The sequence below is a fragment of the Bombilactobacillus bombi genome (genome assembly GCF_013607485.1).
In the GTDB taxonomy this organism is placed as follows: domain Bacteria; phylum Bacillota; class Bacilli; order Lactobacillales; family Lactobacillaceae; genus Bombilactobacillus; species Bombilactobacillus bombi_A.
This window is the reverse complement of record NZ_SCHP01000018.1, coordinates 1-17620: the sequence shown is the minus strand read 5'-3', so window position 1 is coordinate 17620 and position 17620 is coordinate 1. Positions and strand designations below refer to the sequence as shown.

General features: G+C 36.9%; 17 protein-coding genes and 1 pseudogene. 16 read left to right on the top strand and 2 right to left on the bottom strand.

Features of this window, described 5'->3' with window-relative positions:
• Positions 1-202 precede the first annotated feature (202 nt).
• The 6 genes from hisS to EQ827_RS05040 all read left to right on the top strand — a co-directional run bounded on the left by hisS (position 203) and on the right by EQ827_RS05040 (position 7129).
• Positions 203-1483 carry a histidine--tRNA ligase gene (gene hisS, locus EQ827_RS05065; protein WP_181189907.1) on the top strand — a complete coding sequence of 427 codons (1281 nt, stop codon included), beginning with the start codon at positions 203-205 and terminating at the stop codon, positions 1481-1483.
• A 3-nt stretch (positions 1484-1486) separates the two neighbouring features.
• Positions 1487-3244, top strand: a complete 1758-nt coding sequence (gene aspS / locus EQ827_RS05060; RefSeq protein WP_181189906.1) for an aspartate--tRNA ligase — start codon at positions 1487-1489, stop codon at positions 3242-3244.
• 61 nt (positions 3245-3305) lie between these two features.
• Positions 3306-3752, top strand: a complete 447-nt coding sequence (msrB, locus tag EQ827_RS05055) for a peptide-methionine (R)-S-oxide reductase MsrB (RefSeq protein WP_181189905.1) — start codon at positions 3306-3308, stop codon at positions 3750-3752.
• A 53-nt stretch (positions 3753-3805) separates the two neighbouring features.
• On the top strand, positions 3806-4684 hold the full coding sequence (locus tag EQ827_RS05050; RefSeq protein WP_181189904.1) for a YitT family protein: 879 nt from the start codon (positions 3806-3808) through the stop codon (positions 4682-4684).
• An 11-nt stretch (positions 4685-4695) separates the two neighbouring features.
• Positions 4696-5592 carry a deoxyribonuclease IV gene (locus EQ827_RS05045; RefSeq protein ID WP_181189903.1) on the top strand — a complete coding sequence of 299 codons (897 nt, stop codon included), beginning with the start codon at positions 4696-4698 and terminating at the stop codon, positions 5590-5592.
• 79 nt (positions 5593-5671) lie between these two features.
• A complete protein-coding gene (locus EQ827_RS05040) occupies positions 5672-7129 on the top strand; it encodes an MFS transporter (protein ID WP_181189902.1) in 1458 nt (485 codons plus the stop codon).
• A gap of 111 nt (positions 7130-7240) precedes the next feature.
• On the opposite strand, the gene pepI is transcribed toward EQ827_RS05040, so the two are convergent.
• Together pepI and EQ827_RS05030 are read right to left on the bottom strand one after the other, a co-directional pair.
• Complete coding sequence (gene pepI, locus EQ827_RS05035; protein WP_181189901.1) at positions 7241-8122, bottom strand: proline iminopeptidase; 882 nt, start codon at positions 8120-8122, stop codon at positions 7241-7243.
• Between the two features lie 11 nt (positions 8123-8133).
• Positions 8134-8940, bottom strand: a pseudogene (locus tag EQ827_RS05030) (pyruvate, water dikinase regulatory protein).
• Between the two features lie 161 nt (positions 8941-9101).
• Here EQ827_RS05030 and rpsU point away from each other — a divergent pair.
• From rpsU to dnaG, 10 genes are all read left to right on the top strand, one after another.
• Positions 9102-9290, top strand: a complete 189-nt coding sequence (gene rpsU, locus EQ827_RS05025; RefSeq protein ID WP_045922571.1) for a 30S ribosomal protein S21 — start codon at positions 9102-9104, stop codon at positions 9288-9290.
• 19 nt (positions 9291-9309) lie between these two features.
• On the top strand, positions 9310-9753 hold the full coding sequence (locus tag EQ827_RS05020; RefSeq protein ID WP_181189900.1) for a GatB/YqeY domain-containing protein: 444 nt from the start codon (positions 9310-9312) through the stop codon (positions 9751-9753).
• An 85-nt stretch (positions 9754-9838) separates the two neighbouring features.
• A complete protein-coding gene (locus tag EQ827_RS05015; protein ID WP_181189899.1) occupies positions 9839-10804 on the top strand; it encodes a PhoH family protein in 966 nt (321 codons plus the stop codon).
• 3 nt (positions 10805-10807) lie between these two features.
• On the top strand, positions 10808-11284 hold the full coding sequence (gene ybeY / locus EQ827_RS05010; RefSeq protein WP_181189898.1) for an rRNA maturation RNase YbeY: 477 nt from the start codon (positions 10808-10810) through the stop codon (positions 11282-11284).
• Positions 11285-11292: 8 nt separating this feature from the next.
• Positions 11293-11697: a cytidine deaminase gene (locus tag EQ827_RS05005; protein ID WP_181189897.1), complete on the top strand. Its 405-nt coding sequence runs from the start codon at positions 11293-11295 to the stop codon at positions 11695-11697.
• The gene (gene era / locus EQ827_RS05000) at positions 11687-12592 is read left to right on the top strand and encodes a GTPase Era (protein WP_181189896.1); all 906 of its coding nucleotides are present in this window, start codon (positions 11687-11689) and stop codon (positions 12590-12592) included. Before EQ827_RS05005 ends, era begins: the two co-directional genes overlap by 11 nt.
• The gene (gene recO, locus EQ827_RS04995) at positions 12592-13353 is read left to right on the top strand and encodes a DNA repair protein RecO (RefSeq protein ID WP_181189895.1); all 762 of its coding nucleotides are present in this window, start codon (positions 12592-12594) and stop codon (positions 13351-13353) included. The genes era and recO overlap by 1 nt, the downstream gene beginning before the upstream one ends.
• Positions 13354-13634: 281 nt before the next feature.
• Positions 13635-14558: a glycine--tRNA ligase subunit alpha gene (gene glyQ / locus EQ827_RS04990; RefSeq protein ID WP_181189894.1), complete on the top strand. Its 924-nt coding sequence runs from the start codon at positions 13635-13637 to the stop codon at positions 14556-14558.
• Positions 14551-16629, top strand: coding sequence for a glycine--tRNA ligase subunit beta (gene glyS / locus EQ827_RS04985; protein WP_181189893.1), 2079 nt, complete (start codon positions 14551-14553; stop codon positions 16627-16629). The genes glyQ and glyS overlap by 8 nt, the downstream gene beginning before the upstream one ends.
• Positions 16630-16749: 120 nt before the next feature.
• Positions 16750-17620 (top strand): DNA primase (gene dnaG, locus EQ827_RS04980; protein ID WP_181189892.1); only part of this gene is annotated, 871 nt, incomplete at its 3' end.

Sequence of the window (17620 nt, the reverse complement as noted above, 5' to 3'; positions counted from 1 at the left end):
TGTATTATCTGACTATCAGTTTTATCTTGCAACTAAATTATGATTATTAAAATTACTATATTTTCTCAAGTTATGATTTACTTAATTAGGAGGTCGAGACAAAATTGGTTGTCGTAGGCCTCAATTTTTTGTGATTTTTACTGGGGTGAATGGTAAGATTTATAAGTAAATCAGTCTTAGAATTATTGAAGGAGGAACCAAGTTGCGGTATCAAAAATTAAAGGGTATGGTCGATATTCTTCCTGGTGAAAGTGAACATTGGCAATACCTTGAGGCAATTGCCCAGCAAGTTTTTAGTAATTATCAATATCATGAAATTCGAACACCAATTTTAGAGCAGTATGATGTTTTTGCTCGTTCCTCTGGTGATAGTTCAGATATTGTATCCAAAGAAATGTATGACTTTGAAGATAAAGGCCACCGTCATGTAGCTTTACGCCCGGAAGGAACAGCCGGTGTAGTACGGGCTTTTGTTGAAAATAAATTGTTTGGGCCTGATCAAACTCATCCATATAAAGTATGGTATAAAGGACCTATGTTTCGTTATGAGCGCCCGCAGTCTGGTCGGCAACGGCAATTTCATCAAATAGGGGTTGAGGCTTTAGGCAGTGATCGTCCCGAACTAGATGTTGAAACAATTGTTATGGCGTGTGACTTTTTGAAAAAATTAGGCTTAGTTGACTATAAAATTGTTATTAACACCTTAGGAGATCAGCCTACACGCAAGGCTTATCATGAAGCCTTAATTTCTTATTTGACACCTTTAAAAGCAGAGTTGAGTGCGGATTCTCAAGAACGGCTGGAAAAAAATCCTTTACGAATTTTGGATAGTAAAGATGAACACGATCAAGAATTAGTTGCTAATGCACCTTCAATTTTAGATTACTTGACATCTGCGGCTCAAGATCATTTTCAGCAAGTCCAACAACTACTGAAAGCCTTAGATATCGACTACCAAATAGATTCTAATATGGTGCGGGGATTAGATTATTATAATCATACAATTTTTGAGATTATGTTGACTAGTCCGGCCTTTGGTAATAAGGAAATGACTTTAATTGCCGGAGGTCGTTATAATGGCTTAGTAGAAGAATTAGGAGGCCCGCAAGTAGCTGGTGTTGGTTTTGGTATGGGTGTTGAGCGTTTATTACTAGTTTTAGAGCAACAACAAAATTCTTTGCCAACATTATCACGTCCAGATATTTATTTAGTGGCTGTTGATGAGCAAACTTCTTTAGCTGTTTCTAAATTGTTAGCACAATTGCGCTGGCAGGGAATTTCTGCAGAACGCGATTACCTCGGCAAAAAAGTAAAGGCTCAATTTAAGCAGGCCGATCGGCTCCAGGCAAGGTTTACCTTAACGATTGGTGAACAAGAATTGGAACAGCAACAGGCACAATTAAAAAGAATGCAGGATGGTCAGCAAACAACTGTTGATCTATCTAATCTAGCAGATCTCATTGCAAAGATTAAAAAGGGGTAAAAAATGCAAAGAACTAATTATTGTGGTTTAATCACAGAAAAATATATCAATCAAACAGTAACCCTAGCGGGTTGGGTGCAGAAAAAGCGTAATTTAGGTAATTTGATTTTTGTAGATTTAAGAGACCGCGAGGGTATTGTTCAATTAGTTTTTAGTCAAGACCGCGGACAACAAGCGTTTATTGATGCAGCTAAATTACATTCAGAAGATGTTATTAGCATTCAAGGTCAAGTAGTTGCTCGCTCAGAGGCTACAATTAATGAACAAATGGCTACTGGTCATGTGGAAGTTGAAGTTCAGCAATTAGAAATTTTAAATACTGCCAAAACTGTACCTTTTAATATTGAAGATCAGGTGGAAGCTACAGAAGATACCAAGTTGAAATATCGGTATTTGGATTTAAGGCGGCCGGAAATGCAACGGGCAATTCGAATTCGTGCCAAAATAACTTCAGCAGCACACCAATATTTAGATAATAATGGTTTTATTGACATTGAAACACCAGATTTAGCCAAATCTACTCCTGAAGGCGCGCGGGATTATTTGGTTCCTTCTCGGGTTTATCCGGGTAGTTTTTATGCTTTGCCGCAATCACCGCAATTATTTAAGCAATTATTAATGGGGGCTGGATTTGATAAATATTATCAAATTGCTCGTTGTTTTCGTGACGAAGATTTACGTGGTGATCGTCAACCCGAATTTACTCAAATTGATTTAGAGACTAGTTTTTTAAGTGCTCAACAAATTCAAGATTATACCGAAGGCTTAATTGCTCAAGTTATGCATGATGCTATGGGTATTGATGTTAAATTACCATTCCCACGTATTACTTGGAATGAGGCCATGGATCGTTTTGGCTCGGATAAGCCTGATACTCGTTTTGGTATGGAACTACAAGATTTGAGTGAAATTTTTCAAGATAGTGATTTTAAAGTCTTTAAAAATGCGGTTGCTAATGGCGGACAAGTTAAGGCCATTGTGGTCAAAAATGCTGCCAACCAATATTCTCGTAAAAATATTGATGCCCAACAGGACTATATCAAGCGTTTTGGCGCTCAAGGATTATCTTGGTTTAAAGTTAAACAAGGCCAATTTAATGGTCCGGTCGCCAAATTTGTCCAAGATAAGATGCAAGTTTTGCAGCAGCGTTTAGCATTAGCAGACAATGATTTAGTTTTATTGGTAGCTGCTTCTAAAAAAGTTTGTGCTGATTCATTGGGCTATTTGCGGAAATATTTTGCCAAAGAATTGCATTTATATGATGAAAATCAATATAACTTTTTATGGGTTGTGGATTGGCCGTTATTTGAATATGATGAAGGTATTCATCGCTGGATTGCGGCCCATCATCCTTTTACCATGCCCAATGAAGAAGATTTGGATTTGTTAGAGACCAATCCTCATCAAGCCCATGCTCAAAGTTACGATATTGTTTTGAATGGGTATGAATTAGGTGGCGGTTCAATCCGTATTCACAAGCGATCCATTCAAGAAAAAATGTTTAAGGCTTTAGGTTTTACCAAAGAGAGAGCTGAGAAGCAGTTTGGCTTTTTATTGGAAGCTTTGGATTATGGTTTTCCACCACATGGTGGTTTAGCAATTGGCTTAGATCGCTTTGCAATGTTGCTAGCACATCGCCAAAATATTCGAGATGTGATTGCCTTTCCAAAGAACTCCAAGGCTACAGAGCCAATGATGCAAGCACCATCGACAGTTTCACAACAGCAATTAGACGATTTAGATATTGAAATACAAAAATAGCATATTTAACCCCAAACACTCCTAAATTAGTTAAACTTTACTAAGTAAGGGAGTGTTTTTTATGTATGAAAAAGAAAAAGAACAATTAACACCAGAACAATATGAAGTAACACAAAAAAACGGCACGGAGGCGCCTTTTAAAAATCAATATGATAACTTTTTTGAGCCGGGTATTTATGTTGATATTGTTAGTGGAGAGGCTTTATTTGCTTCAACAGCAAAGTACAATTCAGGCTGTGGTTGGCCAGCATTCACGCGGCCATTGGGTGATCTGATTCAAAAAAGCGATCATCGCTTAGGAATGCAGCGGACTGAAGTTCGCAGTCCTAAAGCTAATTCTCATTTGGGGCATGTTTTTAATGATGGTCCTCAAGAAGAAGGTGGGCTACGTTATTGTATTAATTCAGCCTCTTTAAAGTTTATTCCTAAAGCCAAAATGCAAGAATTGGGTTATGGGGAATATTTAAAGTTTGTTCAAACTCCACATTCTCCGTCCGCAAAACCTTAACTTTGTGTTAAAGTATGTAACGGAATAAATTTATAAAGGATTAGATTATATTTATGAATGAAATAGAAAAAATCATAAAGCGCCACCAAAATCTGACGAAATTGTCATTTGCTCTAATCTATGCTTTATGTGTTTCCGTTGCAGTGAACGTTTTTTGGACACCAGGTAAAATTTATGGTTCTGGTGTCACTGGTTTAGCACAGTTGGTTTCTACAATTAGTCAGCGGTGGTTGCCATGGACAATTAGTGTGCCGTTTTTATATGCAGCATTCAATTTGCCCTTGTTAATTTTGTCTTGGAAAAAAATCGGTCATGATTTTACCGTTTATACTATTGTGGCTGTTATTTTTTCGACAGCATTAATGCATATAATGCCCCCAATTCAGGTGAAATTTGATCCTATTATTTGTGCAGTTTTTGGGGGACTATTTAATGGTGTTGGCACTGGTTTAGCTTTAAAAAATGAATTATCTACTGGCGGTCTCGATATTATCAGTATTGTCTTACGAAAAAAAATCGGCAAAAGTGTCGGTTCTATTAATATTGCCTTTAATATCTTAGTTGTCTTAGGTGCTGGCTGCCTTTTTGGCTGGGTACAAGCTTTATATACCATTTTAAGTATTTTTGTGAATGGACGTGTTATTGACAGCCTTTATACTCGTAATCAAAAATTGCAAGTTATTATTGTCACTTCACACCCAGATAAGGTTATCCAGAAAATTCAAGATGAAATGCGCCGGGGAATTACAATTATTCATGATGTTGAAGGTGCTTATCAGCATTCATCCAAAACAATGTTATTTACTGTGATTTCGCAATATGAATTACCGTTATTTCGCTTGGCTTTACATTGTTCGGATCCGTATGCTTTTGTGAGTATAACCGAAGCTAAATTAATCATGGGACGATTTTATCAAGAGCATATTTATTGATGGAGGAAGATATGATTTTAGGCTGTCATGTAAGTATGAAGGAACCAAAAATGCTTTTGGGTTCGGCTCAACAAGCTGTAAGTTTTGGTGCTAATACTTTGATGATTTTTACTGGTGCTCCTCAAAATACGCATCGTAAGCCCCTTGACCAGATGAATATTTCCGCAGCTCATCAATATTTAAAGCAACATCAGATCCATCATTTATTGGGGCACGCTCCTTATATTATTAATCTTGCGAATAATAAAGATGAAGCCAAGTATCATTTTGCAATTGATTTTTTAAAAGCTGAAGTGCATAGATGTGATGCCTTAGGGATAGAAGCTGTTAGTTTGCATCCAGGTGCTCATGTCGGATTAGGAGTAGATGTAGCAATTAAAGCTATTGCAGCTGGTTTAGATGAGATCTTAAAAACTAGGCCACAAGTGCATATTGCTTTAGAAACAATGTCGGGAAAGGGAACTGAAGTAGGAACCACTTTTTCGCAATTAGCACGAATCATTGATCAAACTCCCCATAATGATAACTTATCTGTGACTTTGGATACTTGTCACCTTAATGATGCTGGTTATGACGTCAAACAAGATTTTGATGGAGTTTTAAGGGAATTTGATCAAATTATTGGTTTACAACGTTTGGCTATGATTCATTTGAATGATTCTAAAAATCCACTGGGTGCACATAAGGATCGTCATGCCAATATTGGTTTTGGGACCATTGGTTTTGCAGCCTTGAATTATGTCTGTCATCATCCTCAATTAACTGCAATTCCTAAAATTATGGAAACTCCGTATGTACCCTTATCTAGCAATCCTCATCATAAGCAAGCTCCCTATTTAGAAGAAATTAAAATGTTGCGTGCTCAAAAATTTGATAAAGAGCTGTTAAGGCGCTTAAGTATCCCATAGTTAACTGGAGATAATCTAATAAATAGCAGCAACAGCTTTGCAAATAAAATAAAAGTTATAAATGAGGAGAAATGTTTATATGAATTTATTTAAAGGTCAATACCAGCGGCTAGTAGTGATGATAGCGGTTTTTATTGCTACCTTTATGACTTCAGTGGAGGTAACGATTGTTACAACTGCTTTACCACAAATTATTAGTGAATTACATGGTTTAGCGTCGCAAAGTTGGATTATGAGTGCATATTTGTTAACTACAGCTATTACCACGCCTATTTATGGTAAATTAGCTGATAATATTGGACGTAAGCCAGTCTTTCAATGGGGTGTGGTGTTGTTCACTCTAGGATCACTTTTAAGCGGTTTGGCGGCTAATATTGAATGGCTCATTGCTGCGCGCTTGATTCAAGGAATTGGAGCCGGTGCTGTAATGCCCTTAACCTTTACGATAATTGCGGATTATTTTAGTTTTGAACAACGTGCCCAAGTTTTAGCAATGAACAATACCGCTTGGGCTCTGTCAGCTTTAATTGGCCCCTTATTAGGGGGATTTTTGGTGGATCAACTATCTTGGCACTGGGTCTTTTTTGTCAATGTACCGTTAGGCATTGTTGTACTAGTTCTAATTGCACTAGGATATTCTAAAAAGGAAACCATGCATTATTCTAAGCAGCTTACCTTAGATTGGCAGGGAATTACTTTTTTGACAATTAGTTTGTTGTGTATTTTGTTAGCTGCGCAAAATTTAAATCGAAATGTGCTAATAGCGAGCTTTTTGTTAATAATAGCCTTTATAGCATTATGGCTATTATTTAGAGTAGAGCACCGCAGTGCTGATCCTTTAATTAATCCGCAAATGTTTGCTAATAAAACTTTTACCGTACAAGTAGTTACTACCATGCTGTTAAGTGGCGTTTTAATTTCTTATCAGATTTATTTTCCAATTTGGCTGCAATCGATTTATCATTTTCCTGCGGCCAGAGCTGGTATGGTTGTGAGTTCGAGCTCAATCATGTGGTTAGTAGCTTCATTTTTTGTGGGCAGTTTGATAAGCCGCTTTGTACCTAAACAAATAGCTATTGTTATTGTAATTGCAGAATTAATTTTTTATGGTATGTTAATCGCAGCTACGCCTAACTTTCCAGCTTGGATGTTTTATGTGATTGCTGCAGTAAATGGTACTGGCATGGGGATAGTTATTAGTATGAACACGATCTTAGCACAGCATTTAGTGGCTTCGGATTTAGTAGGTTCAGCAAGCGGCATGATTACTTTGGGACGTTCCTTAGGACAAACTTTAATGACCGGAATTTATGGAGCAGTGTTCAATCTTTTATTAGCTCTTAATCGGGGTAATGTTGCGATGAGTACACTCAATCATGCAGTAAGTGCAACACATTTTCAGCAAATTAAAAATCAAGCCTTAGTTAGTCACATTTTATTAAGTGGCTTGCATGCTGTTTTTGGAGTGGTTGTCCTTCTTTTAGTGTTAGTTTTGATTTTTAATATTAAAGATCCTAACCGTAAAATTATTAAATAGCTTGGATAACAAGATATACTTTTGATTTTTCAATAAAAATCTATTTAAAAAGCACTGAGAATAAATTATCATTCTCAGTGCTTTTCTATAATAATGGGTTAGAATAATGCCTTAATCAAATTTTTTCAGCCACGCATTTAAGGTCTGACAATATAGCTCATGTTCATCAATAAAGGGCATGTGGCGGCTATGAGCAAATAATTTCCAAGTTGCCTTGGGTAGATGATCAAACATCGTTTTGGCAATTAGCGGAGTACATAAGTCGTTAGTGCCACTCGTAATTAAAGTGGGAATTTTAATTTGAGACAATTTTTGAGTATAATCATAATCTTTTAAAGTACCAGTAGGTGTATATTCATTCGGTCCCCAAGCGGTCAGATATGATTGTTGGCCCTGTATTTTTGGCCGCCTTAGTGCTGAAAATTTTTGCTCTGTAGCTTTATCAATCGCATGCAACTGCATAAAGTGTTGATTGGCCTGTACATAGGCTGGATTTTGATAGTCTCCTGTTAATTCAGCTTGGCTAATAGCTTGTTGATCTTGCGAGCCCATAAACTTAATTAAACGATGCTGTTCTTGAGCCCATAATTGTGCTGAAGATAAGGTGCTGGATAAAATTAAACTTTTAATCCCCTGGGGATGGTAGTCACATAGATAAATGATAGCTAACATTCCACCCCAAGATTGCCCTAAAAGATGGATTTGATTTAAATGTAATTGCTCACGTAGATTTATTAGCTCTTGAACCCAAGTTTGAGGCTGCCACAATTTCTGTACAGAAGGTTGTGATGATTGGCCACAGCCTAATTGGTCATACATGATGATTTGACGGCCATCTTGAGCTAATTTATCCAGCACTTCAAAATAATTATGTGTAGAACCAGGGCCTCCATGTAATAGTAATAAGGGCGTTTTGTGTGTCTGAGGCGCACCTACAATTCGATAAAATGTTTGATAGTTATTAAATTTTACAAAACCAGTTTTGATATTCATAGTTACTTTCTTTACATCATATTCAAGTTTAAACGATTTTCAATGATTGCAGCGGTTTCTTCAATGGACTTATTGGCTACATTAATGACTAAACAGCCTAATTTTTGATAGAGATCATTGGCATATTTCAATTCAGCTTGAATTTTTTGCGTATCTGAATAATTAGTAGTAGCCTGAAGTCCATAAGAAATCATGCGTTGTTGGCGAATTTGCTGCAAAACTTCTTCGTCAGTAGTTAAGCCCACGATTTTTTTAGGGTCAACTTGCCATAATTCTTTAGGAAGCTGCACTGATGGTACTAGTGGTAAGTTGGTAACTTTAATTTTTTGATTAGCCAAGAAAAAGGAAAGTGGAGTTTTAGATGTGCGTGAAATGCCTAAAAGCACAACATCAGCTTCTAGCATACTCTTAGGATTTTTACCATCATCATTTTCAGCTGCAAAATCAATAGCTTTTATCCGATCGAAGTATTGTGAATTTAGTTTTCGCGCAGCACCAATTTCGTGAGAGGCTGTTTGCTGGGTAAAGTTTTCAATTTCTTTTTAGAATGGATTTAAAATATCAAATGCTAAGACTTGATGTTTTTGCTGTAATTGTTTAACAATTGGGTCATATTCCGGATTGTTTAAAGTATAAAATACAATTGCGTGGTCTTTTTGCGCTTGCACAAAAATATCTTGTAAAGTCTGGATATTTTTAATGAAAGAAAAACGTTTTTGCTCAATTTCAAGTTTTGGAAATTGTGCTAACATCGAGCGTGAAAAAATAGTTGCTGTTTCTCCAGATGAGTCCGAAATGGCATAAATTATCTGTTTCATAGTGGTTATCCTCCCTAATTTAAACTTAAAATATCATTTTTATAAAAAAAAAGCTACCAAAACTCGTGAATTATTGTTTCAACTTGGAAATTGTTTTGTTATACTATATAAGAACTGTTGCAACAAACAGTTACGTAACTAATCGGAAGGAGGGATATCATATGGCTAAGACAGTTGTTCGTGAGAACGAGTCTCTTGATGATGCTCTTCGTCGGTTTAAACGTTCTGTTTCTAAGAGTGGTACTCTTCAAGAATATCGCAAACGTGAGTTTTATGAGAAGCCGAGTGTCAAGCGCAAATTAAAATCTGAAGCTGCCCGTAAGCGTAACAAGAAGAGGAAAAGACGTTAAGATTGAGGAGTGATTTTTGATGTCCCTCACTAATCGATTAATGACAGATTTAAAGTCCGCAATGAAAAGTCATGATAAAACGGCTCTATCTGTTATCAGAATGCTTAAATCAGCTTTAATGAATAAAAAGATTGAACTTGGGCATGAATTGAATTCAGATGAAGAACTCCAAGTAGTAGTTTCTCAGATGAAACAGCAAAAAGATTCTTTGGCTGAATTTCAAAAAGCTGACCGAGAAGATCTCGTGGCCGATACTAAAGCACAAATGCAAGTATTAAGCCAATATATGCCTCAACAATTATCTGAAACTGAAGTTCAACAGATTGTTCAAACAACTGCAGAAAAGATTGGTGCAACTTCCAAGGCGGACTTTGGTAAGTTGATGAAGGCAGTCATGCCGCAGGTTAAAGGAAAAGCTGACGGTTCTTTAGTTAACCACATGGTTAAAGATTTGTTGCAGTAAGAAGGTTGGGACACAATAAAGTCCCAGCCTTTTATTTTACATACAATGGTATTAAAATATTGCTGATAATTAATGACAGGAGCAGATGTGTTTGACAAAAACAACAACCAAGTCTTTTAAGCTATTTAATAATGAAGATGCCGTGATTTTTGGAATTAATGATGCTAACTTAAACTTACTAGCTGAACAGTTTCAAATTAGTGTGCATCCTTTTGGTGATCGTGTAGATTTACAGGGTGCACCACAAGAAGTTAGTTTAGTAGCGTCTATTTTAAAACACCTAACTAATTTACTGCATTCGGGTATTCAGATTGGTCAAGCTGATGTTATTAGTGCTGCCCAAATGGCTCAAGAAGGTAAACTAGATTATTTTGAGGATTTATACAATGAAGTCATAATTACTGATGCCAAGGGCCATCCTGTCCGGGTGCGAAATTTGGGACAACGGCAGTATATTCAAACCATTAAACATCATGATATTACTTTTGGTATTGGCCCTGCTGGTACGGGCAAAACTTATTTAGCAGTTGCAATGGCCGTAGCTGCATTAAAAAAGAGTCAAGTACAGCGGCTAATTTTAACCCGCCCAGCAGTAGAAGCTGGGGAAAATTTAGGCTTTTTGCCTGGTGATTTGAAAGAAAAAGTTGATCCCTATCTGCGGCCAATTTATGATGCTTTATATGCAATTATGGGTCGTGAACACACTAACCGTCTCTTGGAACGGGGAGTAATTGAGATTGCTCCATTAGCTTATATGCGAGGACGGACATTAGATGAAGCTTTTGTTATTTTAGATGAAGCTCAAAATACCACCCAGGAACAGATGAAGATGTTTTTAACTCGGTTAGGTTTTAATTCGCAAATGATTGTTAATGGAGATTTAACTCAGATTGATTTACCACGGCATTCTCGTAGTGGTTTATTACAAGCTCAAGAGATTTTGCGCCACCTACCTCATATAGGTTTTGTTGATTTTCAAGCCAGTGATGTAGTGCGTCATCCGGTAGTTGCCGAAATTATTAAAGCTTATGCTCAAAAAACAAAGGAGTAATCCATGGATTTAACAATTTATGATGAGCACCATTTAATCGATGAACAGCATTTAGAATTAGCTCGCAAACTATTTGCTTATGGTGCACAAAAAATTAATTTACCAGAAAATACTGAAGCTTCGATTACTTTTTGTAGTGTGGAACGAATTCACGAAATTAATCGGCAATATCGCCAAACTGATCGTCCTACTGATGTTATTAGCTTTGCTTTAGAAGATGGAGATGATGATGGTATCAGTACGTTAGAGTTAGAGCAGGAATTTGGCGTACCCCGCAATATTGGCGATTTATTTATTTGTCCAGAAGTTGTTCAAAACCATGCCCAAGAATATGGTCATAGTTTTGAACGGGAATTTGGGTATACAGTTGTTCATGGTTTGCTGCATTTATCCGGATATGACCATATTCAGCCCGAAGACGCCAAAAAGATGTTTGCTTTACAAGAGGAAATACTCGACAATTTTGGATTGGAACGGTAGGAATAAAAATGATACCACAAGACTTATATCAAGCAGCTACGAACATGCTCACACGAGCTTATGCGCCATATTCTCATTTTCCTGTAGGGGCAGCCTTGTTAGACGCTAATGGTCAAATTTATACAGGCTGTAATATAGAAAATGCCGCTTACGGCGCAACTAATTGTGCTGAAAGAACAGCCCTTTTTACAGCAATAGCAGCTGGTCAAAGAGATTTTGCGGCTTTATTAATTACTGGTAAGACTAAGGATGTAATTTGGCCATGTGGCACCTGTCGGCAAGTAATTAGTGAATTTTGTTCACCGCAAATGCCCGTTTACTTAACAAATCAAAATAACCAAGTACAAAAAATTACGGTAGCACAATTGCTGCCAGGAGCTTTTAGTGCGGAGGATTTAAATTATGAAAGATAATTTTCGTTCGGGATTTGTCGCTATTATTGGAGAACCTAACGTTGGAAAATCTACATTTATGAATCGGATATTGGGTAGTGAGATTTCTATTATTTCTCCAAAGGCACAAACAACCCGAAATAAAATTCAAGGTATTTATACTAATGAGGATGAACAAATTGTTTTTTTAGACACTCCGGGAGTTCATAGTCCAAAAAATAGCTTGGATAAATATATGGATACAGCGGCATTTTCAGCTTTAAAAGATGTAGATGTAGTAATGTTTATGGTCAGTGCTGCTGATAAAATCAGTGATAATATTAAAAATATTATTGCTAAATTACAAACTAGCAAGTTACCAGTTTTATTAGTTATTAATAAGATTGATTTAGTGCATCCTGATGATTTATTGCCGCTAATTGAACAATACAATTCTTTATTGGAATTTAAAGAGACTTTTCCAATTTCGGCTACTCAAGGTAATAATGTTGCCGAATTAATGGCGGCTATTGCTCAGTATTTGCCACAAGGTCCGCAATATTATCCAGAAGATCAATTAACCGATCATCCTGAATATTTTGTGGTTGGTGAGATTATTCGCGAAAAAATTTTGGAATTGACGCGTCAAGAGATTCCGCATTCAGTGGCGGTAATAGTTGAACAAATGAATCAGCGTATTAATGGCAAATTACAAGTAGAAGCAACTATTTATGTTGAGCGAGATAGCCAAAAGAAAATTTTAATTGGGCAAAAGGGCAGCATGATTAAAAACATTGGTATCCGCTCACGTGAAAAAATTGAGCGTCTCTTAGGAGAAAAAATCAATTTAAAATTGTGGATAAAAGTACAGAAAAACTGGCGTGATGATCCCCTCTTTTTATCTCGGGCAGGGTATTCTCTAAAGGACTTAAAATAATGACGTTGTTACGCAACCAAACATTTACCGGATTGGTATTGCGAACGCAAGATTATCATGATAATGACCAGCTAGTTTATTTATTTACAGATCGTTTTGGAATTATGACTTTTTTGCTGCGAGGAGTCAAAAAAGCAAAATCAAAAAAACGTTATCTAGCATTGCCTTTTACCTATGGCACTTATCAGGGCACTATTAACTCCAAAGGATTTTCCTATCTAGATGATGCTGTAAAAGTCCAGCAGTTTCAACACATTATTAATGATATTAAGTTAAACGCCTATGTCACTTATTTAGATGATCTAATATTGCGGGCTTTTGAAAGTGGTAAACCACAGTTAGTATGGTTTCAAAAAATCATTACAGCTACGACATTGATTGATAACGGATTAGATGCTGCTATTTTGACGAATATTTTGGAAGTGCAACTCTTGCAGCCATTAGGTGTAGCTCCCAACTGGCATAGTTGTGTAGTTGGTGGCGAATCTGCTGGGATTTTTGATTATTCACCGCTTTTAGGAGGTATTATTTGTTCACGTCATTGGGAACAAGATCCTCATCGGTTGCATCTACAGCCCAAGACAGTTGCTTATTTACGAATGTTTGCGCAATTGGATTTTTCTAAAATTGGCCGGATTGCTGTCAATCCAGGAACCAAAGCACAATTGCGCCAAACTCTTGATGTCATTTATCGTGATAGTGTGGGGATTTATCCCAAAAGTAAAAAATTTCTAGATCAAATGGATCATTGGCAAGTCTAGGTCTTGACACCTGATAAGAAGATGTCTTAGAATAGCTAAAGAGTTCAACAGCGAACGTGGATAGTGCAAGCACGTATTCATGATGGCAAAATGTTAATATAATTTAAATTAAGAGCAGGTTATTCCTGAAATAGGGTGGAACCGCGAGGATACTCGTCCCTATGCAATATTTAATATTGCATAGGGATTTTTTTGGAATAAATTAATATTTGACTGAATTTCAATTAACCTTATAAGGCTTTCAAAAGCTCTTATATAGGTAATAAAGTGAGGTAATGAAAGTGGTAAAAAAGTTAAATATTCAGGAAATGATTTTGACTTTACAAAAATTTTGGTCGGAAAAAGGCTGTATGTTAATGGAAGCCTATGATACGGAAAAAGGTGCCGGAACTATGAGTCCTTATACTTTCTTACGGGCAATTGGACCAGAGCCTTGGAATGCCGCTTATGTCGAGCCGTCACGGCGGCCTGCTGATGGGCGCTACGGGGATAATCCTAATCGTTTGTACCAGCATCATCAGTTTCAAGTGGTTATGAAGCCTTCACCTTTAAATATTCAAGAATATTATTTGGATAGCTTACGATCTTTAGGGATTGATCCTTTAGAACATGATATTCGTTTTGTCGAAGATAATTGGGAGAACCCTTCCATGGGTTGTGCTGGTGTCGGCTGGGAAGTATGGCTGGACGGTATGGAAGTTACCCAATTTACGTACTTTCAACAAGTTGGAGGTTTAAGTGTTGATCCTGTAACTAGCGAAATCACTTACGGCGTTGAGCGTTTGGCTTCATATATCCAAGATGTGAATTCCGTTTTTGATTTAGAGTGGGGCAACGGCGTACATTACGGTGATATCTTTAAAGAACCAGAATATGAACATTCTAAATATTCTTTTGAAGTTAGTGATCCGCAAATGCTCTTTAAGTTTTTTGATGCTTATGAAGCTGAAGCCAAACGGCTAATTGCCTTAGGCTTGGTTCATCCCGCTTATGACTATATTTTAAAGTGTAGTCATACTTTTAATTTATTAGACGCCCGCAAGGCGGTTTCTGTTACGGAAAGGGCTGGCTTTATGCACCGTATTCGGTCTTTGGCACACCAGATTGCTCAAGCTTTTGTGCAAGAGCGCCAAAAGTTAGGTTTCCCACTTTTAGATGAGACTACCCGCCAAAAAGTACTTAAGGAGATGAGTGATCATGACTAAAACATTTTTATTAGAAATTGGCTTAGAAGAAATGCCTGCCCATGTAGTCAGCCCAGCTATTCAACAGCTTCAACAGCGAGTAACTGATTATTTAGATCAGCAACAATTAAAACATGGAGTAGTAGAAGCCTTGTCTACTCCTAGACGTTTAGCGCTGATGGTTCATGATGTGTCTGAGCAACAACCTGATAAAGATATTGCTGTTAAAGGACCCGCTAAAAAAATTGCTTTAGATGATCAAGGTAATTGGACTAAAGCAGCTCAAGGATTCGTCCGCGGCCAAAAGATGACTCCTGAAGATATTTATTTTCAAGAATTAAAGGGAACTGAGTATGTTTATGTAACAAAACATATTGCTGGTAAAAGCGCTGAAGAAGTATTATCAAATTTAACAGCAGTCATCAAAGCAATGACGTTTCCGACACGGATGAAATGGAATAAATTTAATTTAGAATATATTCGGCCCATTCATTGGATAGTAGCAATGTTAGATCATGAAATAATTGACTTGAAAATTTTAAATATTGAAGCTGGCAATCAGACACAAGGTCATCGTTTTTTGGGCAGTACCATTACTTTAGCAACGGCTTCAGATTATCAACAAGCTTTAGAGGACGACTTTGTCATTGTTGATGCGCAAAAACGTAAATCTTTAATTCGGCAACAAATTGCTGCTTTGGCACAAGAACACAATTGGCAAGTAGATGTCGATGAAGATTTATTAGAAGAAGTTAATAATTTAGTAGAATATCCGACGGCCTTTGCGGGTGAATTTGATCCTAAATATCTGCAAATGCCAGAAGAAGTTTTAATTACTTCAATGAAAGATAATCAACGTTATTTTTATGTACGCAATCAAGATGGAAGTTTAGCTCCCTACTTTATCAGTGTCCGCAACGGTAATCATGACTATTTGAATAATGTGATTGCTGGCAATGAAAAAGTACTAGTAGCCCGCTTAGAAGATGCTGCCTTTTTCTTTGCAGAAGATCAAAAGCATGATCTCAATTATTATGTGAAACAGTTGGAACAAGTCACTTTTCACGATAAAATTGGCTCCATGAGTGAAAAAATGACCCGCACTGGTTTAATTGCTCACTTATTGGCTCAAAAACTCCATTTAAATGATCAACAAACAACTGATATCTTAAGATCTGCTCAAATTTATAAATTTGATTTAGTAACAGATATGGTTGGAGAATTTGCTGAATTGCAGGGAGTAATGGGAGAGAAGTATGCTAATATTATGGGAGAAAGCCCCGCTGTTGCTCAAGCCATTCGTGAACATTATTTACCAACATCGGCCAAAGGCGGCTTACCAAAATCAGTTGTAGGAGCAGTTTTGGCTTTGGCTGATAAAATCGAAAGCATTATGAGCTTTTTTGCTGTGGATTTAATACCTAATGGCTCTAATGATCCTTATGGACTACGGCGGCAGGCTTTGGGAATTGTCCGCATTTTGCAGCAGCAACAGTGGCATTTAGATTTGCATCAGTTGCAAGATGAGATTGTTGCTGCCTATCAAAAAAACCAAGCTCCTGGCAACTTTGATTATCTCAAGCACCAAGCAGACTTTGATGAATTCATTACTGATCGAATCCGTCAACTATTCAGTCAAGAAAATTTTGCTCATGACCTAATTGATACAGTTGTTAAATTACCAAAATTAGATCCAACAGCTATCGAAGAAGATGCAAAAGTGCTATCACACCACCAAAAAGATGCTGATTTTAAAGACAGCATCGAGGCTTTAACCCGTGTCTTACGGATCACCAGCAAATCCCAATTGGACATTAACCACTTAAATATTAATCCTCACTTATTCCAGTCCACTTCTGAAAAGGACTTAGATCAAGCTGTAAACTCGCTGGCAAGCAACTTTGCACAATTAGATTTAGAGCACAAGTATCAAGCTTTGGTGCAATTACGCCCAGTAATTACCGCTTATTTCGATGAAAATATGGTCATGGATCCAGATACTGCCATTAGGAATAATCGCTTGGCACAATTAACAAAACTAGCACAAATGATTTTGCAATTAGGTGACTTAAATCAATTAATTGTAAAGTAGTCAAAATCTTTGCAAATTAGGCTTTAAGCGCGTATATTATAATATTGTATAAGGGAAAGTAGTCGCATTTTTTAGATGCGACTATCTTTTACTTGCGCCATCGTGGGGGGTGAAATACTCTTGGCTGGCAAAATCCCGGAAAGTTTTATTGAAGAAGTAAGACAAGAAGCTAATATTGTAGATGTTATTGAACCATATGTGCAACTAAAGAAGTCAGGGCGTAATTTATTTGGCTTATGTCCTTTTCATGAGGAAAAAACACCGTCTTTCTCAGTTTCTGAAGAAAAACAAATATTTCATTGTTTTAGTTGTGGCCGCGGTGGAAATGTTTTTAAATTTTTAATGGAAATTGAAAATTTAACCTTCCCGGAAGCCGTATTAAAAGTAGCCGATTTTGTTGGTATTGAACCGCCAGCTACCTATCAAACTTCAACAGATAGTGCTGCTAATTCACAAGCTTCAGTTTTAAAGCAGGATTATCAGGCAGCACAAAAATTATATCAGCATATTTTGTTGAAAACTGCGATAGGTGAACCAGCCCTGCAGTATTTGCAAAAACGGCAGTTAAGTTTGGAAACTATTAAACATTTTCAAATTGGCTATGCTCCAGCACAAGCGCAAACTCTTAGCAGTTTTTTTAAGGGACAACATAAAGATTATGCCGAATTAAATAGTTCAGGATTGTTTTCTGAAGATGATTCTGGTAACTTATATGATCGCTTTCGTGATCGCATAATGTTCCCAATTACTGATCAAAGTGGTAATATTATTGCCTTTTCTGGACGAACTTTAGAAAAAAGGACTTCTTCAGAGCAAGTACTAGCTAAATATATGAATAGCCCGGAAACTAAGATTTTTAATAAGGGGCAAACTTTATTTAATTTAGCAGCTGCCAAAAAAGCAATTCGTGACAAAGGATCTGTCGTTTTATTTGAAGGATTCATGGATGTTATTAGTGCTTATCAAGCTGATGTTACCAATGGTGTAGCTT